This is a genomic window from Bacteroidia bacterium (assembly GCA_040880525.1).
Taxonomy (GTDB): Bacteria; Bacteroidota; Bacteroidia; order CAILMK01; family JBBDIG01; genus JBBDIG01.
This window is the reverse complement of sequence record JBBDIG010000007.1, coordinates 25,246-49,461: the sequence shown is the minus strand read 5'-3', so window position 1 is coordinate 49,461 and position 24,216 is coordinate 25,246. Positions and strand designations below refer to the sequence as shown.

Here is a 24,216-nt window from a genome sequence, read left to right as displayed (position 1 = left end):
ACCGGCCTCAGCTTTACCGACAGCGACCTGCCGGAAGACCTGCCTGCCTTCTGCTATCAGGTCATCGCCCACCGCTCCGACAGCCTCGCCCGCAGCAAATCCATCGTAGTTTGCACCCGCCAGGCCCCCAAACTGTGGATACCCAACGCCTTCTCGCCCGGCCAGGCAGACGGCATCAACGACAGCTTCGGCCCCGCTGGCGCCTGGATCAAGTCCTACTCCATGCGAATCTTCAACCGCTGGGGAGAACTCATCTACACCACCGAATCCTCCCAACCCTGGAATGGCGCAAACGCTCCGTCTGGCGTCTACCTCTATCGCATCACCGTGAATGGTTTTGATGGTGAGGTGCTGAGGGAGGTGGGGACTGTGACGGTGGTGGAGTAGGGATTGGGTTGCCGGATATTACCTGGATGCCCTTTCAATTAGAGCTCCAGGTGATCTTTCCAATTTTATTGTTGCCGGCTACCCAGGCGATTTTGCCATCCTTTGAAAAATCAATTGCGTAGAAGCTTTCAGCGCTTAATTCTTTCCAGCTTTGTCCGCCATTTCCTGAATAAGAAATTCCGGGCGTACCTACCGCGATCAATTCCCTGCCATTACCTCCCGGAATATATTTGACGCAGGAACGGTATCCGGGTTCGCTTCCATCTGCCACAAGTTTCCATGTGCGACCACCATCCTGCGTGATGGCTTTGTTTCGGGCATTTTCCTGTTGTGCTTCCCAGTTGCCGCCAAAGATTATCCCGTTATTTTCATCGTAGAAATCTGTGCTGAAAATCCCGGTCATTTTTCCGCCTTGTGCGATGGGCGTTTCGTACACCGCCCATGTTTGTCCCTTATCTGGCGTATGAAATATCCGCGCTTTAGCACCTCCCGTAACAACCCAGGCATGGGAGCCGGAAAGTGCTATGTTGGAATTGCTGGCGGCAAAAGCCGCTTCTCCTTCTGCTGTGGCGGGCAACTGGCTGCAAGGTAGTTTTCGCCAGGTTTCACCTCCGTCATTTGTAATGAGAATGGAGAGACAGCCATCAGTAGGATCGCCCATTGCGATGCCTTCCTGGTCGTTCCAGAATTTCATGGAGTTGTAAAACGCATCCGGATGGTTTTCGCGGTAAACGGTGCGCCAGGTATTTCCTTTGTCTCCGGACTTATAAACAATTGCGGGCGAGCCAATGCAAAGCATGAAAACGGCATCTGCGGTTACGGCTACTGAGCGGAAGTGCGGTGCAATGGAATCTCCCGGGATGCTGTCAATCTGCCACGATCTTCCGCCATTTTCCGTATATCCATAGACCCCGTTCGATCCGGCAAACCAGATCGTCCGTTCATCCACCACCTGAAGTGCCCGCACGCTGCTTGGAACCGGAAAAGTATCAATGGAGCTAATGATGCGGTTTATGGAGTTTTCGGATCGGGGCCGGTGCGTACAGGTGATAAAAACCACGCTGGCGAGACAAAGCATTAACATTTTCATGGTCAAAATTTAAATAAAAACTATGGTTGCAATTATTCAAATATCAGCTTTTGGGAAACCAGGATGAATCCCGGCCTTTTTTATTTTTCCGCAGTGTATTTTAAGGGAGAAAGATCAAAGGATTCGTTGGTTACAGATACGAACTCATCACCACCACCAGTAGTGCCGGCCGTGTTCCAGATTTAGTTTTTCGAATAATTTTTCTATCTCCTCCCGGGCAGGTTTTGGCGGGTAAACGGCCACCAGTATTTGTGGGTTAAGGATTTGCTTTAACCGGCCAATGCCGGTTTTGGTGATGACGCTGAACGGGACTCGGTGTTTAATCAGGTTTCGCTGGATCAACTGATTTTTCCGGCCTTCGCCTAAAATGAGCAAAGGCCTTTCAGGATCATAGTCCAATTTAAGAAACCATTTTGCCTTCAGCCTGAAGAAAGCTTCCTGGCTGTAAAAGTGTGATGTGCGGGAGGTGCGGTCAGGATGTTCGCGCCAAAGATGGGTAATGGCAGGAATTCCAACTACAGGGAGTTTATGCCGGTACCAACGAAATATGAGATCATAATCTTCAGGATAATGAAGCCCGTGAAAGGCTCCGGTTTGCTGCAAATCCCTGCGTGAAATAAGCCAGTTGGGCGAGGCGATCACACATTCGCGGAAAACGCACTGCCAGTGGTCGGCAAGATCCACCCGGTGGTTCAGCCACTGTGCATACTTTATGTAACCATCGCTGACAAGGCCGCTGCCGGAAAAGTATTGCACATGGCCTGTCACCACGGCTCCGGGATTCTGTTCAACTGCCTGGAGCATGATGCGGAGCTTTTCTGGCGGCATCAGGTCATCGGCATCCATTCGGGTAATGAAGGATCCGATGCTTTTCTGCCACGCCAGGTTCAGAGCCGGGATGATGCCCGAGCCGGAGTTCTGAAACCACCGCACCCTGGGGTTGCAGCTTTGAAAAGCCGAAAGAATTTCACGGCTGTCGTCATCGCTTCCATCATCAATGGCAATTAATTCCCAGTGCTTCCATGTCTGCCCCGCAATGGAATCCAGTGTCTCCTGTAAATATTTCCCGGCATTTTTCACCGGCATCAGGATGGAGATCAGGGGCGCTGGTGGCATTTATCAAATATTTAAAAGCCCGGTAACTTTTATGCAATGGAAACGGAAATTATTGTAAAACCCCACATTTTAAAAAATCCCCTTTCTATTGCATTTGCTTTAAATATTTAAATAATTCACTATCAGTAGAAATAATTAAATTGGTTTCCTTATCAAAAGTCGTGTTAAAGGTTTCCATTGATTTTAAAAAGCTGTAGAGTTCACGGGCGCTTGCACTCTGATTGTAGGCGCTGGCGTAAATGTTGGCAGCTTTTGCATCAGCCTGGCCCATGATTGTTTGTGCTTCTTTAAATGCTTCAGACTGGATAGTTTTCAGTTCCCGTTCCTTTTCGCCATTAATGCGCGAAGCCTCGCCCTGGCCTTCTGACCGGAATTTCTCGGCTATGCGGTATCGCTCGCTTTTCATTCGTTCATACACCTGCATTTGCACTTCTTCCACATAATTCATGCGCTTAAAATGAAAATCCAGGATGCGGATGCCAAGATCAGCCGCTTCAGCATTGGCTGCTTCCTGAATCATATTCTGAATTTTCTGGCGGCCCACCGAAATATCGGGCAGGCTATCCTCGATGATTTCACTGATGGCCCCGGCTTCCAGCGGCTCCCTGTTGCTCGACCGGACAGCTTCTTCCAGATAATGATTGGCGATGAAGTCCCGCGTTTCTCCGTCAAGTATATCATCCAGCCGTGATTGTGCGCCCCGCTCATTCGTCAGGCGCTTAAAGAACTGAAGAGGATCCACAATTTGCCAGCGGGCATAACTATCCACAAAAATGAACTTTTTGTCTTTTGTAGGCACCTGGTTCGGGTCCCCGTCCCATTCTAAAAATCGCTTGTCAAAATAATTTACTTTTTGAATAAAGGGAATTTTAACCTGTACTCCCGGTGAAGTAATGGCTTCGCCTACGGGTCTGCCAAACTGAGTAATCACGGCCTGCTCCTCTTCATTTACAACATAAAACGTTTGCATCGCCAGGATAAAAATGACGAGGGCTATGACGGCTCCAAAAATTATTTTCTTCGTATTCATTTCGATTGGTTTAAAAATTTAATTCTTAATTTTAATTATTCAACTGAATTTAATGTTTTTCCCTTCATCTGCATTTGCAAAAGCGGAAACACATTTTCGCCATCCTCATCCAGGATGATGCGGTTGCCGAGTTTAGGCAGGGCCTCCGCCAGGGTTTCCAGGTAGATCCTTCGTTTGGTAACCTCCGGAGCTTTCATATATTCAGCATACAGATCGTTGAACCGGGCCACTTCGCCCTGTGCGTTATTTACGCGTTCCGTGGCATAGCCTTCCGCTTTTTGAATCGTTTCTTCCGCTTGTCCGCTTGCCTTTGGAATTACTTTATTGTATTCGGATTTTGCCTGGTTTATCAGCGTTTCCTTTTCCTGCTGGGCCTGGTTTACGGCATTGAATGCATTTTTAACCGGTTCAGGCGGGTTCACATCCTGCAATACAACCTGCTCTATTTTCAGGCCCAGCATGTATTCATCGCAGAGGGTTTGCATCAGTATCTGTACCTCTGCCGATACTTCTGTACGGCCCACGGTCAATACCTCGTTCACGGTGCGGTCTCCCACGATTTGCCGCATGGAAGCTTCAGAAATATCATGCAGCGTACTTTCAGGATTCCGTACCTTAAAGAGGTATTGATAAGGATCGCTGATTCGGTACTGCACCACCCATTCCACATCTGCCAGGTTCAGGTCGCCCGTCAGCATCAGGGATTCGTCCCGGCTGCCTTCCCGCGTATAGGAGGAACGAACATCTGCGCCTGTTGTCCTGAATCCGAACTCCTGCTTTTGCTGGCGTTCTACTGCCACCTTTTGTACATCTTCAATAAAGGGAAGCTTGAAATTCAGCCCTGATTCTACGGTGCGGTCAAATGCTCCGAAACGAGTTATCACGCCTACTTCTTCAGGCTCTACCTGGAAAATGGTGCTGAACAGGAGCACCAGTATAAGGATGATGGTGATAGCAGGTTTCAGGTACTTGCGCACCAGCCTGTTCACATCCTCCCGGTCATAATTTGAAAATTGTTGGTCTGCCATTAGATTGGTTATTTTAATTTAAATGGATGAATTTCGGGGATGAAGGTACGGAAACCCATACTTCTCAATTCTGCGGATATTGTCTTTCCAAATATCCTCAGTCCCCAGAAGGCAAGAATTGCCACCGAAAAATTAGCATTTTAGCTCAGCAATTTCTGAAGCCGGGTGGCGTACGGCAATGGCCTTGCCGGATGTTGTTAGATGCAGGTTTTCCGCCAATAAAAGCATTCGCTGACAGTTTGGCGCAAAGGGTAATTGGCAATGGGCAATGGCGAATCTCCATTACGGGGTTCAATATAATCGCTGATTGCTTTTGGCTATTTTTCTTGCATTCCTTTGGAATTTCTGAAAAACCTCGCCTGGACGTCAGGTTTATAGAAACACCAATTACAAAACCCCGGACAAACCCCAAAAGGGTGTAATAATATTCTGGCAAAGCTTTTTTTACACGATCATTAAAATTGTCGAATTATCTTCCCTCAGTTGAATTATTTTATTATTAATATTATTAAAGAAAATATTTTTGTTAAATTTAAAAATAAGTGAAATTTTACACTGCTGAACAAGAATTTAAACAATGAAGATTGACTAAAAATCCGATCTCAAAAATTAATTTCCGCGGTAAGTATTTTAAAGCATAATTTTGAGTAATCATTTAAAATAACAAATCATGTTAACCGAAGAACAAATTCAATGGATTGTAGAAAAGCTAAATGTGAAGATCAACCTGCCTGTGATCGGTGAAAAGCTGGAAGCCAGGATCCTGGATTTTGCAGTACGAAAGGTCATGGACCTCCTTGAGAAGGAACTGCCAAAGGAATTGCTTGCCGCCCTGCAGGATTCTGCTGAAGGTTTTGAGCCGGGACGGGAAGCAGATTTCACTGCGCTTAAGAATAATCTGACCCGCTTCATCAATAAGAAGATCAACATTCCGCTGCTGGGCGAGGAGAAGGAAGAGGAGATCTTTTCGCAACTGGTCGAGATCCTGATTGAGGCTATGAAGAAGAATAAGAAAGTGGGTCAGGAGTAGCGCCTTTTGAACCTCTGCCACCACAGGCAGGAAAAGAAAATGACAGGCGCAAAATCGGTGATATTTATCGCGATTAGTTGTGTTTTAGCAAATTGAAAAAGACGGGAGCAGGGGTGCAACATTCCCCGTTGTTCCCGGCTTTATTATGGCATAACCGACCGCCACACAACCTGATTTTGATTTTTTTATGTACAATATTCTGTTAACTGTTTGTCTGTTAATTTCATTTTCAATGGCTTATGCGCAATCCGGTGACAAGGTGGAGTTGACGGGTACTGTAGTGGATGCGGAAGGAAGTCCAATAATGTATGCATCGGCAGCGCTGTTTAACAGCAGCGATTCATCTATGGCCGGTGGTGCCGCTACTGACGGGCAAGGTCTGTTTTTGATCGAGGCGCGCCCCGGTTCCTATTATCTGCGCGTGAGTTTTGTTTCATATCAAACAGAAATTATCTCCGATATTCTCATTGAGAGTTCGGCAAAGGATCTGGGAAGGATCACGTTGCGGCAAAGCTCAGTGGTGCTGAAAGCTGCTGAGATCACTGAGGAGCGGAGCCAAATGGAGCTGAAGCTGGATAAACGGGTTTTTAATGTGGGCACCGACCTCAGCAACCAGGGTTCAAATGCGGTTGAGATCCTGGAGAATGTACCCTCTGTTTCTACGGATATTGACGGGAACGTGAGCCTGCGTGGGAGCCAGAACGTACGCATCCTCATTGACGGAAAGCCCTCGGGCCTGGCCAGCGTGGATGCCCTGCGGCAATTGCAGGGAAATATGATTGAAAGCATCGAAGTCATCACCAATCCTTCAGCACGCTATGAGGCGGAAGGCGAAGTGGGCATTATTAATATTATCCTTAAAAAGGAAAAACGAAATGGCTTTAACGGCAGCTTTGAGGCATTTACCGGATGGCCTCACAATCATGGTATTGGCGGCAACCTGAACTACCGCAGAAAATGGGTGAATGTATTTTCAAATTATAGCCTCAACTATCGCAGTGCGCCCGGCCAGGGAAGTTCAATTCAGCAATTTATGCTGCCGGATACCAGCTTTTCTTATGAGCGTTTGCGTGAGCATACCCGCTCTGAGCGTTCCAATAATTTGCAACTGGGAACGGATTTTTTCCTGAACGAGCACAACACTCTTACGCTTTCGGGCCTCTATAGCTACGGCACCGGAACAAACCGGTCGCAAGTAATCTACCGCGATTTTAATCAGGAAGGCGGCCTGGTTCAAACCGTTACGCGGGAGGATGAGGAACTGGAAACAGAAAACGAAATTGAGGTGTCGCTGGGATACCGCAAAACATTCAAAAAGAAGGACCAGTTATTCACAGCCGATTTTAAATGGATATCAGATGATGATACCGAATTGTCTGACATTGTGGAAACGACCGATCTTGGAGGACCCCCGCTCAACCAGCGGTCAAGCAATGAAGAGGATGAACAGAACTGGCTGTTCCAGACAGATTATATCCATCCCTTTAGCGAGGACGGGAAATTGGAGATGGGGGCAAGAAGTACCATGCGCAGAATCCTGAACGACTATACCGTAGAACAACAGGAGGCGTCTGGCGACTGGCTCATTTTGCCGCAATTCGATGATGAATTCACTTATGAAGAAAACATTTTTGCAGGCTATTTAATGGCGGGAAATAAAATAAAGGATTTTTCTTACCAGGCAGGCATCCGGGCAGAATATTCAGATATTACCACGGAGCTGGTTGAAACACAGATCAGCAATCCACGCAATTATCTCGACTGGTTTCCGAGCCTGCATTTTTCTTATGAAATGAAAAAGGAGAATACACTGCAACTGAGCTACAGCCGCAGGCTCAGCCGTCCGCACTTCAGGAACCTTTTGCCCTTCTTTTCTTTCAGCGATCCCCGTAATTTCCGTTCCGGCAACCCCGACCTTGATCCGGAATACACGCACTCCATTGAGTTGGGCCACCTTAAATATTTTAAGAATGGTTCAATCCTCTCAACGATTTATTACCGGCATCGCACAGGCGTAATAGAGCGCATCCAGTTGCCTGACACTACCGGGTTCGTTACCATGTTCCCGGTAAACCTGTCTACGCAAAATGCTTACGGACTTGAGTTTAATGGCAATTATGATATTCGGAAATGGTGGAAAATAACCGCTAATTTTAATTTTTACCGCGCCATCACGGAAGGTTCCTATCAGGGAGAACTTCTTGGAAGCGACACCTATACATGGTCAGCCAGGGGTTCTTCAAAAATCAAAATAAAGCAACGGGTGGATTTGCAAACCACATTTTTCTACCGCGCACCGCGCATCACCACGCAGGGCAGACGGAAGTCTCTGTATATGGTTGATGCAGGTGCTTCCACTGAAGTGCTCAAAGGAAAAGGAACGCTCACCCTGAGTTGCCGCGATCTCCTGAACAGCCGCAAGTGGCGCAGCATTACTGAAACTGCGGACTATTATGCAGAATCAGAATTCCAGTGGCGTGCCCGCCAGGTGCTTCTGAGTTTTAGCTACAGGATCAATCAAAATAAGAAAAACGCCCCACGGCAGGAAGGCGATGGAGGAGAAGGTGAAGGGTTTTAATTGGCGATTGGCATTTAGTAACTGGCAATCTGTCTTTAACCCGGATAAATCAACAAGAATTGATCTGTTTATATTCTTGGATAATCAAAGTGTTCTGAGGCAAAAGCATGAAAAACCCATTCATTTTGAGTGTTGTTTCTGGCTAATCCTGCTTGCACAAGGAAATGGAATAATATGAGTTATATCTAATGAATTGTTTAGTTCAATAGAAATCCTTAACTACTATTTATTTTTTAATGAAAGAAAGAATCCCATAGTGGTGTTTAAAATTTAGCGGTTTTAATTTTAGAATTCAAATGGAAATGGCAACAACGAGCGCAGGGATGGAAACTTCCATATAGTTTTACCACTGCCTGTAAGATACACAGGAATGGGCTGCCGTTGCCGGTGTTCATATTCAAAAATGCTTTGCCGGCAATCTCCGCAGGGAGAGACCGGGATTTCTTCAGAATGATAATCCGCGGCATGAATAGCAATGGCTGAGATTACCTGGCCGGGACATTTTGCGGCAGCAGCATAAACCGCCACCCGCTCCGCACAAAGTCCGCTGGGATAGGCCGCATTTTCCTGGTTGCTGCCCGGTATAATCTCACCGCTGGCAACCCTTACAGCCGCTCCCACCCGGAAATGAGAATAAGGCGCATAAGCCGTAGTTGCGGCCCTTTTGCTCTCATGGATCAATTCCCGGATTTCTGCAGGCAGATCCTCTATGTTGTCATAAATAAATAACTCTGTAGTCCGCGTTAGTTTTTTCATAATTGAATTGCGATCGGGTTTGCAAACTTAGGCAGGGGCAGGCGATATAAGCGTAATAGTTTACCGTTCATAGCCACATTTCAGGCATTTAATTATAAAAGCTTTTTTACTTTAGTTTTTTAATATTAAAATAAACTTATTGCGTTTTTAAAATAAATTTAAAAGGTTAATTTTTTCAACATTCGTTCCTGCCTGTTGTTTTTAAATTTTAACCAAAAACAATCAGTTATGGCTAAAGATCATGGACCTCAGATTAAGGACGACAAGCGATATGAAGCTTTGCGAAGAGAAGGCGAAAGCAAGGAAAAGGCTGCACGTATTGCCAATACTTCAGGCAAAAAAGCAGGGCAGAAGGGTGGCAAGAGCAGCTCTTATGAGGATTGGACAAAGGAGGAGTTGTACGAAAAAGCAAAGGAAGTGGGAATTGAAGGCCGCTCCGATATGAGCAAGAGCGACCTGATCCATAAACTTCGCAATCATTGATGGCTGAATTCATAAGGGCTGCTTCGCTTAAATTCGCAGCCAAAACTACGGCAGTTTGAAGAAGACTCAATCCACCTACCTGATAGGAATAGCCGGAGGCAGTGCTTCGGGAAAAACATACTTGTTGCAGCAATTACGGGAGCGTTTCCCTGAAACCGATCTTGGTATTATATCTCAGGACGATTACTACCGCCCCCTGCAAGAGCAACCTAAGGATGAGAAAAATGAAGTGAATTTTGATCTTCCTGAAGGCATTGACGTGCAAAAATTCCGGAATGACCTGCAGGCGCTGCATCAGGGAAAAACCATAACCGTTCAGGAATACACCTTTAATAATCCTGAAGCCCGGCCGGTGGCCAAAGTGCTTCAGCCCGCACCGGTAATTGTGGTGGAGGGGCTGTTTATCTTTTATTTTCCTGAAATAATGCGGCAGCTCGATCTGAAAGTATTCCTGGATGCGCGCGAAGACATCAGGCTCAGCAGGCGGCTGAGGCGCGACATGACGGAGCGGGGAATTCCCGAAGAAACCGTCATGTATCAATGGGATTATCACGTAGTGCCGGCTTATCGGAGATACCTTCTGCCGTATCGTGAAGAATGCGATTTAATTGTTACGAATAACCATACGGTGGAAAAGGGGTTGGAGCTACTCCGCCATCACATAAAAGCTATATGCAATGGCGAATAAGTTTGCTGTCATTGGGTTGGGTCTGTTTGGGCAAACCATAGCGAGGACGCTTGCTGCCAGGGGAGCAGAGGTGCTTGCGATTGATGCAGACATGGAGAAGGTGGACCTGATAAGTGAGGACGTGAGCTATGCCGTGGCAATGGACGCCACCGATCCGAAAGCCATGAAAGCCCACAATGTCCAGGATATGGATGCCGTAGTGGTGGCCATCGGCAGCGATTTCGAAGCAACCCTGCTTTGCACAGTGCTCCTGCTGGAAATGAAGGTAAAGCGCATCATTACACGATCATCCAATGATACGCAACTCAAGATATTGCAGCGCATGGGCGTCCAGGAGATCTTTTCACCGGAGGATGAGGTAGGAATGCTGGTGGCCAACCGGCTGCTCAATCCTGATATTGTTACGTTCCTTTCATTGCCAGACGAATATGAGATAGCAGAAATTACGGCTCCAAAGGCAGTCATCAGTAAAACGGTGGCAGAGGCCGGCCTGAGGAAACGGTTTAACCTGAACCTGATCACCATCCAGCGATCTTACGAGGAAATAGAAGGTGAGGAAGTCACTGCCAAATCCCACCTGATAGGAGTGCCCAAAGCCGATACCGTAATTTTCGCGAATGATACGCTGATACTAATGGGAAAGCGCAATCATATCCGAAAGTTCCTTGAAGCCTATTCATAGCCAGCCCTACCACATCTTTTCCAGGTCTTCCGGTTTATAGGTGTGGTTGCGCACTTTGAAGTTGGTTTTTTCCGGCTTTTTCAACTGCAGCGGATCCTTGTTGAATAGGCGGGCCATCAGCGATAAAGGGAACAGTATCAGGTAAAAGATAATGCTGAGGAGTATCCGTGAATTGACGTAACCCAGTGCCAGTGCCAGTTTTTCCCAACCCAATACGATGAGCCTGGCAACAGCAGGTGAGATAAGCGAAACCAACCCCAATGTTGTGGCAATGATTACAAGCCAGGGTATGTTGTCGTCCTCTTCCGGGGAATATCCCCAAATCAGATAGGCCACAAGCAATCCTGTAACGATGACAAGGATGGTGGAATAAATGCGGGTTTTATCTTTATGTTCCAAATTCAAAAGCTATAAAGTAAAGTTGCGGCAAATATGTGGGTATAATTTAGAACTTTGACGTCCTTTTATTTTCAAGCTCCTTCCCAATGAAAGATACATATAAGGCCAAGGGCCTCCGGAAAAAACTTGCAAAGTCGCTCTCAAAAAAGGGAATTGAGGATTTCCGCGTGCTGCAGGCCTTTGAAAATGTGCCGCGCCATTTCTTTTTCGATTCGGCCTTCCTGGAGCAGGCCTATGAGGATAAGGCTTTCCCGATAGGGGAGGGCCAGACGATTTCGCAACCCTATACGGTGGCGTACCAGACCGAATTGCTGAAAGTACGGGAAGGAGACAAAGTGCTGGAACTTGGTACCGGCTCGGGCTACCAGGCCAGCATCCTGCTTGAGATGGGCGCTGAAGTCCATAGCATTGAGCGGATCCGGTCGCTGCATGAGCGGGCTAAGTTGGTCTTAAAGGAGATGGGCTACCGGCCCAAACTTTATTTCGGGGATGGCACCCGCGGACTTCCTGAACATGCTCCTTTCGATAAAATTCTATCGACTGCTGCTGCGCCTCATGTTCCCGAACATCTTATTGAGCAATTGAGGATGGGCGGCATCCTCGTGGTGCCGGTAGGCAGTCGCGAGCTTCAGACCATGTACCGCATCACCCGCACCGGTGATCATGATTTCCGTACCGAAGCAATGGATGATTTTCGCTTCGTTCCGTTGATCGGTGAAAAGGGGTGGTGACTTTTTATTCTACTAACATTCAGAACTAGTAAAAGAATTCTTCTGTTCCTTTGTTATCTTATACTTTATTATTTAACCCGAATCCTTATGAAACACTTGTACACACTCTTATTTTTGATCTTCTCTTTCTCAGCCCAGGCCACTGAATACCTGGGCGGTGAGATAACCTGGAAATGTCTGGGCAACGACTCATTCGAGGTTACCGTAACGGTATATACCCACTGCGGACCGAATGATACCATAGATTCCACCCTTACTGTCACGGATTCATTAAGTGCGTACAATGTGGGATTAAACCTTGTTTCAGAGGAAGATATTACCAATGTATGCGATTTCATTGGCACCAAATGCGACTCGGCCAATGCTGTTTTTCCTTACAGCACAAGGAAAAGCATCTTTAGGACAGTCATAGATGTGGGCAACTACACCGGATGCAATTTGCGCTTGTCTTATTCTGATTGCTGCCGAAAGCCTTTCAGCGGGACCCCTTCCTACACCCCGGACTTTTACATTGAGAGCAGCTTTAACCGTTGCCTTGCGCCCTGCGGGAGTTCACCGGAGTTTGCAGAGAACCCGATTGGGGTTTTGTGTGCCGGACAGTGCGTGCTTTATACATTCAATGCAACAGATATGGGGGGAGATTCGCTACGATTTGCATGGACGCCCTCACTTTCTGACACCAATGCCTCCATTAATTATCCTTCTCCTTACAGCTATGATAAACCTATTTATTTTAATGGGTTTCCCAATAACAACCTTCCTCCCACACCACCCCTGTGCAGGGGCTTCAGACTGGATAGTTTTACCGGGGATTTATTTTTCAGGCCCATGCAGCAACAGCGTTCGCAAATGGCCATCAAGATTGATATTTATACTAACGGAATCAAAACGGGTGACGTAACACGGGACATGCACCTAAATGTAATAAGCTGCCCCCCCAATAATGTTCCTGTCATCACGGGGATCAATGGTGGAAACAGTTTTAGTACAGAGGCTTGTCCGGGCCAGACGCTCTCTTTCAATGTCAATTCTGATGATCAGGATAGTGGCGATACGTTGACGATGGACTGGAACGGAGGAATATTCGGGGCCACCTTTACTGTAGGAACGGGAAGAACGCCCACAGGCACTTTTACCTGGACACCGAAAGTAGGCGATGCAAGGCCGGAACCTTACTCTTTTACGGTGGAGGCAAAAGATGATGCCTGCCCTATAAATACATCAACAATCCGGACCTTTCGCATTACCGTGAAGCCCCTTCCCACTGCTGAATTCGAGGTGGTGAACAACGGCTGTGGCAGCTATACCTTCAAGGTGGACAGTACTTTTCCTGTCAATGCATTGGTGGAATGGTCAGGCCAGGGCGGGATTGGCCAAGGAAATGGCGGCCTGGACGCTGAATCGCGTCAATTCACCCACCGGTTCCTTAAAGGCGGCACTTATCCATTTCAGCTTAAGGTAATTAGTGATTGCGTCACCATCTACCGTGATACTCTGGAAGTGGATTCGGTACCTACTGTGGTACTTCCTGCGGACACCATTCTTTACCGGGGCGATTCCATGTTGCTCACGCCAAACACCCAGTTCACGCAGGGGCCGGTTCAGTACCTTTGGCTGCCAGATTCCCTTACCTCAAGTTCAATTTATGCCTCGCCTGGATCCTCTGACTCTATCATTGTGCTGGCCACCGATACGAGTGGATGTACAGTAACGGATACCATCTATATAGAGGTTTGGGATGTGCCGTCCCCGTCCTGGATTAACTATAATGACTCGTGTGGATCTTTACGGTTTATTGTGGACAGTGCCCATGTACATGCGTCCTCCGAATTTTCCTGGAAGTTCAACGACACCATTACCGGAAACGGGGCCTGGCTGGCGGCAACTGTACCGGCAAATGGCAGCTATCCATTGGAACTGCTTATTACTTCGCCACTCTTCAATGATACTTTTCAATACCGCGACACAATTGTGGTTTCAGAAATTGCTACGGTTGAAATTTCCGCACCCGATACGGTTTGCACATCGGGGCCGCAACTGTTCAGGGCCTTGCCACAGGGTGGTTCCATGCCCTATAATTTCACCTGGAGCATGAGCAATTCTTCATACAATGCCGATAGTGTTAATTATTTAATTAAAGATGACACTACTCTTAATATAATTTTTATAAATGCAGAAGGCTGTACGGCCCATGATACTTTAAATATCATTACATTTCCCACAACCCCCATTATTTGCCAGTCCTCATTGGATTTGTGCATCAATTCCCTGAATTTTAATTTAAACAATGTCTGTGACTATAATGGCGAATGGCAGGGGCCGGGCGTAGTTGACAGCATGTTTTATCCATCGCAGGCAGGCATTGGCAATCACATCATTCAATTTACATATACGGATATTTATCAGTGTGTTTACCGGGATTCTGTGAGTATTGCGGTTAAAACGCTGCCAGCCGTCACCGTCACCAATCTGCCCCCATTATGCATTAATTCTGATTCGGTGTCGCTCTTTTCGCGTGCCTCCCCCCTGAATGGTACCTGGAGCGGTACGGGCGTATTAGCGCCCTTTCATTTCCATCCAAAAATTGCCGGTACAGGCAGCCATCCGCTCGTTTACACCTACCGGGGCTCAAATGGCTGCTATAACAGCGATACAATTGTAGCAAATGTGAATGCGCTGCCGATAGTGAATGCAGGGTCTGATTTTTCAATCTGCCTGAATGAAAGCAGGAATATGGGCGGCCAGCCCGCAGGCGGCACCTGGAACGGGCCGGGCATTGTGGGCGGCAATACCCTGAATGGAGCACTGGCTGGCGTTGGCAACCATCCGCTCATTTACCATTATACTGATTCCAATGGCTGTGCATCACGTGATACAGTAATTGCAGAAGTAAAGACGCTGCCCACGGTGGATGCGGGTGCAAACTTCAGCGTATGCCAAAGCGGGGCTTCCATATCGCTGGGCGGAACCCCCACGGGCGGAACCTGGAGAGGCATCGGAGTATCAAACAATGAATTCGATCCATCGCTGGCGGTAACCGGGACGCACCCACTTATTTACGAATATGAATTGGGTTGTAAAAATACTGACACACTGCTGGTTACAGTAACAGCACCAGTAGTAGATACCGGACCTGATACTGAGTTGTGCCTTACGGATGAACCTATTGCATTTTTCGCAACACCAACAGGCGGCACGTGGAGCGGCACAGGAATTCAGAACGATTCGTTTTATGCTTCGATAGCGGGTATTGGCACTTTCACCATCAACTATTCATTTACTGATACCGGCCAGTGTGCGGCTTCTAATACCATGGACGTGACGGTACACCCACTGCCGGATTTTACCCCGGACTATCAGGTGATCAATCCGCCCACAGAAGTGAGGTTTTCGCTCATTACAGGCGATACCCTCAGTAATTACCTGTGGAATTTTGGCGATGGCAGCACGAGCATCCTGGCCAGCCCTGTGCATAATTATCCGCAAGGCGATACCACCTATAATGCCTACATAACAGCCCAAAACCAGTTTCAATGCATTGATACTGCATATTTTGAAGTAGTGCTGGACCTAACCGGCATAGCTGAGGCCGCTGCCCAGGGATTCAGGATTTTCCCCAACCCGGTTTCAGAAAGCCTGAACATAGTGGTGCAGGATGCATGGAATAATGGCCGCATCCAGCTTCTTGACCTGCAAGGAAAGGTGCTCTACCAACAAGGGCAGATAAAGCTGGCCCGGGGAGAAACCTTTAGCATTGAAATGCAGGGCCTGGCTGCTGGCACTTATCTGCTCCAGCTTGTAAATGCGGAGGGTGTGCATACCGTAAAAATTGTGAAGTGATTTTAATAAAATAAAAACCACATTGAATAATTTAAAAGAACTTCAGGATTTTGATTATTTTTTGTATTTTAACCAAAAAGGACAACTTTTATATTTTGATTTTTTGTGCTTATGAGATTAAGTGCTTGCTTCTTCTAATTTTCAGCGCTTTACTAAGCCGTAATTAGCTATAAATATTAAACCCTATGAAATATTTCTTTTACACGTTACTTTCATTATTACTGCTGCAATCTTCCCTCTTCGCCCAAACGGAATACCTGGGCGGTGTAATTACCTGGGAATGTGCGGGCAATGATTCCTTTCTTGTTTCAGCCACGATTTATACCCGGTGCGGCCTTAACTATACGATAAGTACTGACCTCGAAGTAACTGACTCATTGGGCACTAATAGCATAGGGCTTACCCTCGTTTCAGAAGAAGAAGTGACCAATGTATGCGATTCAGTAAGTACCAGATGCGACACTTCCGGTGCCGCATTTCCATACAGCATCAAAAAGCGGGTGTTGACGGTAATGGTGGATGCAGGCAATTACAGCGGGTGCAATCTGCGTTTTTCATATACCGCTTGTTGCAGGAACAGTCTTCCTTATTCGCCCGGTTTCTATATTGAGAGCAGCTTTAACCGGTGCCTGGCATCATGCAGTAACTCTCCGAAATTTTCATTTGAGCCCCTCGGTATTATGTGTGAAGGAGATTGTCAGTATTACCCTCCCGGTGTTACTTATTCCATAGGAGATTCACTTGATTATTCGTTAACTCCCCCGCTTTCTTCAAACGGTTCCCCAATATCTTATGCTTCTCCATATAGTGATCTTTATCCTATTTATTTTAACGGATTTCCCAATGCAAATCTTCCGTTCAATCCACCTCTTTGCCGTGGATTTCATTTGGATGCATCAACCGGGAACTTATACTTCAGGCCGATGCAGGCACAACGTTCACAAATGGCAGTGAAGGTGGATATTTACAAAAACGGAATTAAGACTGGTGAGATAACGCGGGATATGCATTTGACGATAATGAATTGTCCTTCCAATGACAATCCTGTAATATCCGGAATTAATGGTGGAAACAGTGTTCATATTAATGCCTGCCCAGGAATCAATCTGAGCTTTACCATTAATAGTAGCGATGGGGATTCTACTGATACCCTAACAATGACCTGGAACGAAGGAATACCCGGTTCCTCATTTACCCTAAGTTCCGGGAGAATCCCAACCGGTACTTTTTCCTGGACGCCAACCGAATCGGATATTAGGACTGAGCCATATACCTTTACCGTGAAATTGCAGGATGACGGATGCCCGGTTAGCGCAACAATCTTTAAGACTTTCTATATTAGGGTTGTGCCCTTTGTACATATTGATTACAGTGTTACCAATAACGGCTGTGGCAGCTATACTTTCCAGATTGACAGTATATTCCCTGGCGGGACAAATATTGAGTGGTCAGGACAAGGAGGAATAGGCGAAGGCAATGGCGGCCAGGACGCACGATCGTATCAGTTTACGCACCAGTTTCTTCAGGGCGGTACCTACCCTTTTCAAATAAAAGGAAGAACTGACTGTAGCCCGGTATCGCATGACACTTTGGTAGTTGATCCTATAATTAATGTTGAACTCCCTGCTGACACCCTTCTCTACCGGGGCGATTCCATGTTGCTTACGCCCGTTGTTCAAGCGGGAATCGGGCCTTTACAGTACCTGTGGCTGCCGGATTCCAGTACTTCCAATTCCCTGTATGCATCGCCTGACTCTTCCGGCTATATAATTTTAGCCGTAACTGATTCTTTGGGCTGTACCTGGCAGGATACCATTTATATTGAAGTTTGGGACGTCCCCTCACCTACCTGGATTACTTATACTGATTCATGTGGTGCCCTCCGGTTTATGCTTGACAGCAATCATATACATCCCTCCACAGAATTAGCCTGGCGGTTCAATGACACGATTCTCGGTAGCGAGGCAACATTAATGGCCGAAGTTCCGGTGAATGGCAGCTACCCGGTGGAACTGCGCATCACTTCCCTCCTATCTGCGGACACTTTTCATTACCGCGATACCATTGTGGTGACGGAGATTGCCAGTGTTGAAATTACTGCTCCCGGTTCTGTCTGTGCAAATTCTCATAACGTTATTAGCGCCTTGCCACAAGGCGGTTCTGCACCCTATACTTTTACCTGGAGTCTGAGCGATTCAGCCTATAATGCCGATTCGGTGGAATACGCTATAGTTCATGATACCACAGTTCATGTATATTTCAGTAATGCCGAAGGATGCTCTGCCCGTGATACAGTTAGGATAACTACTTATCCTGTTGCATTCCTTAGTTGTCCTTCATCATTTGACATTTGCCTGAATGAGATTAAAAATTTAAAAAATACCTGTAATCTAAATGGAACCTGGCAGGGACCGGGCGTAGTGGACAGCATGTTCTATCCGGCAGTGGCCGATACGGGCACACATCTCCTCCACTTTGTCCATACCGATGCATTTCAATGTATTTATACTGATTCGGTGGAAGTGACGGTAAAGCCACTGCCTGCCCTGACGATGAGCAACCTTCAGCCTTTATGCATCAATGCTGATTCGATTTCGCTGTTTTCATTTGGTCGCCCGCTTAGCGGGACATGGAGGGGAACTGGCGTATTAGCGCCCTTTCATTTCCATCCAAAAATTGCCGGTACAGGCAGCCATCCGCTCGTTTACACCTACCGGGGCTCAAATGGCTGCTATAACAGCGATACAATTGTAGCAAATGTGAATGCGCTGCCGATAGTGAATGCAGGGTCTGATTTTTCAATCTGCCTGAATGAAAGCAGGAATATGGGCGGCCAGCCCGCAGGCGGCACCTGGAACGGGCCGGGCATTGTGGGCGGCAATACCCTGAATGGAGCACTGGCTGGCGTTGGCAACCATCCGCTCATTTACCATTATACTGATTCCAATGGCTGTGCATCACGTGATACAGTAATTGCAGAAGTAAAGACGCTGCCCACGGTGGATGCGGGTGCAAACTTCAGCGTATGCCAAAGCGGGGCTTCCATATCGCTGGGCGGAACCCCCACGGGCGGAACCTGGAGAGGCATCGGAGTATCAAACAATGAATTCGATCCATCGCTGGCGGTAACCGGGACGCACCCACTTATTTACGAATATGAATTGGGTTGTAAAAATACTGACACACTGCTGGTTACAGTAACAGCACCAGTAGTAGATACCGGACCTGATACTGAGTTGTGCCTTACGGATGAACCTATTGCATTTTTCGCAACACCAACAGGCGGCACGTGGAGCGGCACAGGAATTCAGAACGATTCGTTTTATGCTTCGATAGCGGGTATTGGCACTTTCACCATCAACTATTCATTTACTGATACCGGCCAGTGTGCGGCTTCTAATACCATGGACGTGACGGTACACCCACTGCCGGATTTTACCCCGGACTATCAGGTGATCAATCCGCCCACAGAAGTGAGGTTTTCGCTCATTACAGGCGATACCCTCAGTAATTACCTGTGGAATTTTGGCGATGGCAGCACGAGCATCCTGGCCAGCCCTGTGCATAATTATCCGCAAGGCGATACCACCTATAATGCCTACATAACAGCCCAAAACCAGTTTCAATGCATTGATACTGCATATTTTGAAGTAGTGCTGGACCTAACCGGCATAGCTGAGGCCGCTGCCCAGGGATTCAGGATTTTCCCCAACCCGGTTTCAGAAAGCCTGAACATAGTGGTGCAGGAGGCGTGGAATAATGGCCGCATCCAGCTTCTTGACCTGCAGGGAAAGGTGCTTTACCAACAAGCGCAAATTAAACTGGCCCCGGGAGAAACCCTGAGTATTGATATGCAGGGCCTGGCCGCTGGCACTTACCTGCTCCAGCTTGTAAATGCGGATGGTGTGCATATTGTGAGAGTTGTGAAGTGATTGGTTTGGTAAGAGCGCTTGTTCTTCCCGCGAAGGCGGACATTCACTGAGTCACCAGGCCCGTTACCAGGCTAACATAAGCCAACTCACCAAGGCATAAGCTAAAAGTACAACTTATGAAAAAAGGCTATTTTTGACACCTGATGTTATAACTTTTTCCCGGTTTGTAGAGTTTACAGGGAAATATGAATACAATCTTAGAATGGACGCAATTGATAAGAAAATATTGAATAATTACTTGCGGCTACTGGAGCAGTTAAGCCCTGCCATGAAACTGAATTTAATAGAGCAGCTTAAGGAATCCGTAAAATCCCGCATTGGATATAATTCAAAAATTCAATCTTCTTATGGGGCTTGGGATTCGGAGGAATCGGCTGAAGATATTATTGAAAAATTACGAACGAGCAGAAATACGAATAGAAGAATTGAGGAATTTTGAAATACCTGCTTGATACAAATATCTGTATTTACTATATGAAGGGTAGGTTCGACCTGGATAAAAAATTCGAATCAATAGAAGATAGAAATGCACTTTTCATTTCTGAAATCACATTAGCAGAGCTCAAGTATGGAGTAGCAAAAAGTACAAATCCCACTCGAAATAATAAAACGCTAAACAATTTTTTATCGGGAGTACAAATTCTACCCATTTTTAATGCGCTGGATATTTTTGCGCAGGAGAAGGCGCGACTAAAGAAAGAAGGTCAACCGATTGATGATTTTGACTTGCTGATAGGTGCATCAGCCATCATCAACAATTTAACCCTCGTAACCAATAATGAGAGACATTTTGAGCGGTTAAAAGGAATCAGGCTTGAAAACTGGACAGTATAATTCAGGCTAAATCGCTGCCACTCTCACTTAGTCACCTCTTATCGCGTGTTTAGCGAAGCGTAACGCGTGAAGTTTCAGGTACCATCACCTATCCCTTCCTTGTCGCCATTCAAAGGCCGGGAAAGGGCGGCTGAAAGGGATGATATTTATACACGCGCCAATTCGAACACCCGATTCTTCCGTCAAAGGCCGGACGCTGTCCCTCCTCCACCATGTGCCCACGGGAGCAACCTTTAACATTGATACGTAGGTCCTGGCTGCTGGTACTTATCTGCTCCAACTCGTAAATTCACAAGAGGTACGAACGGTGAGATCAGTGAACAGTGAACAGTGAACAGTGATCAGTGAACAGTGAAACAGTGAACTTTGAACGCTGAACACTGAACCAAGTTTGTTTGAGAAAGCTTAGTGTTCCTTTGAGTCTTGGTGCCTTAGTGTCTAAATCCCTTCTTGTATCTCTCCGAAACAGCACAACGACTGTGAAGGGTAATTTTTTTTGCCTGTAATTTTGCAGAAGGAAGAGCGTTAATTCTCACAATTCTTCACCAAGTCAAACCTTTAGGAATTCTATAATGAAGCAATTCAATCTCCTGGCCTTTGCAATGTTGCTGATGTTCCCTGCGATGGCACAGCAACCAGAGTACCCGATCGGTGAATGGCGATCTCATCTGAGTTATAAATCCGGGTTGATGCTTGCTGAAACCCCTGACCGCTACTATTGCATTAGCCGTAATGGTATGTTCTACTACGGCAAGGATGACAACGCCCTGGTACCACTAAGCAAGATTAACGGTTACAGCGATGTAACTGCGGAAATCATCAGGTATGACCCTGTCCATGACCTGCTCTTTATCGGATATACGGATGGCAATATGGATATTCAGCAAGGCAATACCATCCGGAATGTGCCGGATATTGCAAGGAAGCAAGGCCTGGGAAGGCGCAATATCAACGACTTTTATTTTTATGAGGGCTATGTCTATATCTCCACAGGTTTTGGCATTGTGGTGTATGATATTGAAAGAGAAGAATTCAGAGAAACTTATGGCAGCATTTGGGCTGACCAGGTCAATCCGGACAGTGTAGTTGTGGAAACGGTGGAAATTCACAGCGTTACAGTATTGGGCGATACCATTTTTGCTGCTACGGAGAAAGGGATTTTAGCGGCTTCGCTCAATGAGCCCAACTTGCTTTTCTACAGGGTCTGGCATAAAAAGCAGCTCGGAACCGCCACTTCCATCCGCACTTTTAACTCCCGCGTTTATGCTTTCGTAAATGATACCCTGTTCCAGTATAACGGTGACACTTTTGTCCCGTTTCCGGGGCGCCATTTTGACCTTGTCAGCATGGAAGTGAATCATGGTAGCCTGGTGCTGGCGGAACCGGATACGATCACCGTATGGGATGGTGCCGGCAGTTTTTCGCAAATAGTCTCCCCCGGACAAAGACATGCGATCCTGGATGAAAACGGCAAAATATGGGTGGCACATCCTCTCCTGGGAATGCTGGGACTGGATGCGCAAGGAATCAATTATCGCCTGCCCAATGGACCCGCCAGCGGTACTACATGGGATTTGGCTTCAGATGAGAATATCATTTACGCCACCGGAGGAGGACTGACCATTACCCAAAACAACAGCTACAACAGCGCGGGCATTTATATTTATGAAAACAGCACCTGGAAAAACTATAATATGGGCAACCAGCCTTTGCTTCAGGATCATTTGTTTCAGGATGTGATCGTGGCAGCGCCTGACCCACGAAACAGGAATGCCTGGTTTGGTTCCTATCTCTCTGGCATTGCATTTTTGGAGAATGATAACATCGCGGCTGTGTATGACACCGCCAACAGCGCCCTGCAGCTTGGATTCGATGGTTCCACTAAGGTAGCAGGGATGGCTTTTGACCAGGATCATAATCTCTGGATATCGAATATTCAGGCACCACAGCCTCTGGTGTTGCGGTCTGCCGGGGGCGAATGGGCTTCCTTTAATCTTGGTACCGTACGCGATTTATCAGAAATGGTGGTAGACGATAATGGTTACCTCTGGATTTCCAGGTTTGGTGGAGGATTGGTAGTGTATGACCCCGGTAGCAATGCTTTGGAGAATGGGCAGTATTTATTGCTAAACACGCTCGAAGGCCAGGGAGGCTTGCCAGAGAACCAGGTGCATTCGCTGGCCAAAGACCGGGATGGGGAAATATGGGTGGGAACGGGAGATGGTGTGGCCGTATTCTATGATCCTTCTCTTGTGTTTACCGACAACAACTTCGATGCGCAGCAAATTTTCCTGCGTTCTGGCGATGAAAACGGGATCCTGTTGCTGGGAGAAACGGTAACGGCCATTGCAGTGGATGGAGCCAACCGCAAATGGTTTGGCAGTGAAAACGGAGCCTGGCTCACTTCTCCTGATGGTACAAGGATCATTACTAATTTTAATGCAGATAATAGTCCGCTACCCGGCAGCAGGATTTTGGACATTGCCGTAAATAATGAATCAGGTGAGGTCTTTTTTGCCACGGATAAAGGCTTGATGTCTTACCGGGGAACGGCCACAAAAGCCGGTGCGGTGCATAGTGATGTATACGTTTATCCTAATCCTGTCCGCGAGGGATACCTGGGCCCGATAGCCGTTAAAGGCCTGGTACAGGATGCCAATGTTAAGATCACCGACATCAGCGGAAACATGGTATTTGAGCTCACAGCCGATGGAGGGCAGGCCGTATGGCAGGGAACCAACTTCCAGGGAGACCTGGTGAAGTCAGGCGTTTACCTCATCTTTTCCACTGATCCCGCAGGACAGGAGCGCAATGTCGCCAAAGTGTTGATCATCCGCTAAACATGCTCTTTACAACCCAGGGCATTCTTGTCAGGACTACAGATTTCTCTGAATCCAGCCTTATTGCAAAGATCTATACCCGGAAATGGGGCATGCAATCGTTTATATTAAAAGGCGTAAAATCAAAACGATCCTCAATCAAAACGGCATTTCTGCAGCCGCTCAGTTTTTTGGATATGGTGGTGCAGTACCGGGGCAACAGGGATCTGCAAATTATACGGGAAGCAAGGCCGGCATTTGTTATCAACACCATTCCTTACGAAGTACAGAAGTCGTCAATCGCAATGTTTGCCACAGAGCTGATATACAAAACCGTGAAAGAGGAAGAAGCCAATGAGGCGCTGTTTTCTTTTTTACATTCTTTTATACAATATCTTGATGCTGCTTCAGCGGGCCTTGGAAACCTGCCACTTTATTTTATGGTAGAAATGAGCAGATTCCTGGGTTTTTTCCCCCAGGAGGAGGGAGGAGAAAACGCAATGTATTTCCGGTTAGAAGAAGGCATTTTTTCCCGAGAAGGCGGGACGGAAGATTCCATCATTGCTCCGCCAGCGTCTCAATATCTCAGGCAACTGATGGATCTGGAAATGGAGGATCCGGATATTTTAAAAATCCCGGTTGCCGTACGCCATGAACTGATGCAGAAAATGATATATTATTACCGGCTTCATTCTGACAATTTTCATGGATTAAGATCCTATGAAATCCTGCGGGAGGTAATGAGAAAATAAATGCTCCGGGCTGTTAAAATATTAAGGCGCGTTGGTTTTTT

General features: G+C 46.9%; 19 protein-coding genes. 13 read left to right on the top strand and 6 right to left on the bottom strand.

What is annotated here, in order from left to right; all coding sequences use genetic code 11:
* A partial coding sequence (locus WD077_01500; protein MEX0965886.1) for a gliding motility-associated C-terminal domain-containing protein occupies positions 1-387 on the top strand: 387 nt, incomplete at its 5' end.
* A gap of 34 nt (positions 388-421) precedes the next feature.
* Here the strand turns inward: WD077_01500 and WD077_01495 are convergent.
* The 4 genes from WD077_01495 to hflK form a co-directional block, all read right to left on the bottom strand.
* Positions 422-1,477 carry an oxidoreductase gene (locus WD077_01495; GenBank protein ID MEX0965885.1) on the bottom strand — a complete coding sequence of 352 codons (1,056 nt, stop codon included), beginning with the start codon at positions 1,475-1,477 and terminating at the stop codon, positions 422-424.
* A 147-nt stretch (positions 1,478-1,624) separates the two neighbouring features.
* Entirely contained in the window at positions 1,625-2,593 is a 969-nt protein-coding gene (locus WD077_01490; GenBank protein MEX0965884.1) for a glycosyltransferase family 2 protein, read from the bottom strand.
* A gap of 85 nt (positions 2,594-2,678) precedes the next feature.
* Positions 2,679-3,623 (bottom strand): protease modulator HflC, encoded by a 945-nt coding sequence (gene hflC / locus WD077_01485; protein MEX0965883.1) that lies wholly within the window; start codon positions 3,621-3,623, stop codon positions 2,679-2,681.
* Between the two features lie 35 nt (positions 3,624-3,658).
* On the bottom strand, positions 3,659-4,651 hold the full coding sequence (gene hflK, locus WD077_01480; protein ID MEX0965882.1) for an FtsH protease activity modulator HflK: 993 nt from the start codon (positions 4,649-4,651) through the stop codon (positions 3,659-3,661).
* Positions 4,652-5,321: 670 nt separating this feature from the next.
* Here hflK and WD077_01475 point away from each other — a divergent pair.
* Together WD077_01475 and WD077_01470 are read left to right on the top strand one after the other, a co-directional pair.
* A complete protein-coding gene (locus WD077_01475) occupies positions 5,322-5,681 on the top strand; it encodes a hypothetical protein (protein ID MEX0965881.1) in 360 nt (119 codons plus the stop codon).
* A 232-nt stretch (positions 5,682-5,913) separates the two neighbouring features.
* Positions 5,914-8,259, top strand: a complete 2,346-nt coding sequence (locus WD077_01470) for a TonB-dependent receptor (GenBank protein MEX0965880.1) — start codon at positions 5,914-5,916, stop codon at positions 8,257-8,259.
* 285 nt (positions 8,260-8,544) lie between these two features.
* Here WD077_01470 and WD077_01465 read toward each other — a convergent pair whose 3' ends face one another.
* On the bottom strand, positions 8,545-9,015 hold the full coding sequence (locus tag WD077_01465) for a cytidine deaminase (protein MEX0965879.1): 471 nt from the start codon (positions 9,013-9,015) through the stop codon (positions 8,545-8,547).
* Positions 9,016-9,243: 228 nt separating this feature from the next.
* Between WD077_01465 and WD077_01460 the strand changes: the two genes are divergently transcribed.
* Genes WD077_01460 through WD077_01450 form a run of 3 tightly spaced genes read left to right on the top strand, consistent with a single transcriptional unit; the run spans position 9,244 to position 10,868 of the window.
* Positions 9,244-9,498 carry a Rho termination factor N-terminal domain-containing protein gene (locus WD077_01460; GenBank protein ID MEX0965878.1) on the top strand — a complete coding sequence of 85 codons (255 nt, stop codon included), beginning with the start codon at positions 9,244-9,246 and terminating at the stop codon, positions 9,496-9,498.
* 55 nt (positions 9,499-9,553) lie between these two features.
* Positions 9,554-10,186 carry a uridine-cytidine kinase gene (locus tag WD077_01455; GenBank protein ID MEX0965877.1) on the top strand — a complete coding sequence of 211 codons (633 nt, stop codon included), beginning with the start codon at positions 9,554-9,556 and terminating at the stop codon, positions 10,184-10,186.
* A complete protein-coding gene (locus tag WD077_01450) occupies positions 10,176-10,868 on the top strand; it encodes a TrkA family potassium uptake protein (GenBank protein ID MEX0965876.1) in 693 nt (230 codons plus the stop codon). The genes WD077_01455 and WD077_01450 overlap by 11 nt, the downstream gene beginning before the upstream one ends.
* Positions 10,869-10,874: 6 nt before the next feature.
* On the opposite strand, the gene WD077_01445 is transcribed toward WD077_01450, so the two are convergent.
* Positions 10,875-11,267, bottom strand: coding sequence for an SxtJ family membrane protein (locus WD077_01445; GenBank protein MEX0965875.1), 393 nt, complete (start codon positions 11,265-11,267; stop codon positions 10,875-10,877).
* A gap of 86 nt (positions 11,268-11,353) precedes the next feature.
* Here WD077_01445 and WD077_01440 point away from each other — a divergent pair, with 86 nt between their 5' ends.
* The 7 genes from WD077_01440 to recO all read left to right on the top strand — a co-directional run bounded on the left by WD077_01440 (position 11,354) and on the right by recO (position 24,175).
* Positions 11,354-11,998, top strand: a complete 645-nt coding sequence (locus WD077_01440; protein MEX0965874.1) for a protein-L-isoaspartate(D-aspartate) O-methyltransferase — start codon at positions 11,354-11,356, stop codon at positions 11,996-11,998.
* A gap of 87 nt (positions 11,999-12,085) precedes the next feature.
* Positions 12,086-15,838, top strand: coding sequence for a T9SS type A sorting domain-containing protein (locus WD077_01435; GenBank protein ID MEX0965873.1), 3,753 nt, complete (start codon positions 12,086-12,088; stop codon positions 15,836-15,838).
* 185 nt (positions 15,839-16,023) lie between these two features.
* Positions 16,024-19,770, top strand: coding sequence for a T9SS type A sorting domain-containing protein (locus tag WD077_01430; GenBank protein ID MEX0965872.1), 3,747 nt, complete (start codon positions 16,024-16,026; stop codon positions 19,768-19,770).
* 133 nt (positions 19,771-19,903) lie between these two features.
* The gene (locus WD077_01425; GenBank protein MEX0965871.1) at positions 19,904-20,209 is read left to right on the top strand and encodes a hypothetical protein; all 306 of its coding nucleotides are present in this window, start codon (positions 19,904-19,906) and stop codon (positions 20,207-20,209) included.
* The gene (locus tag WD077_01420; GenBank protein MEX0965870.1) at positions 20,206-20,604 is read left to right on the top strand and encodes a type II toxin-antitoxin system VapC family toxin; all 399 of its coding nucleotides are present in this window, start codon (positions 20,206-20,208) and stop codon (positions 20,602-20,604) included. The genes WD077_01425 and WD077_01420 overlap by 4 nt, the downstream gene beginning before the upstream one ends.
* Before the next feature lie 572 nt (positions 20,605-21,176).
* On the top strand, positions 21,177-23,444 hold the full coding sequence (locus WD077_01415; GenBank protein MEX0965869.1) for a two-component regulator propeller domain-containing protein: 2,268 nt from the start codon (positions 21,177-21,179) through the stop codon (positions 23,442-23,444).
* 2 nt (positions 23,445-23,446) lie between these two features.
* Positions 23,447-24,175 (top strand): DNA repair protein RecO, encoded by a 729-nt coding sequence (gene recO / locus WD077_01410; protein MEX0965868.1) that lies wholly within the window; start codon positions 23,447-23,449, stop codon positions 24,173-24,175.
* The last annotated feature ends 41 nt before the right edge of the window (positions 24,176-24,216 follow it).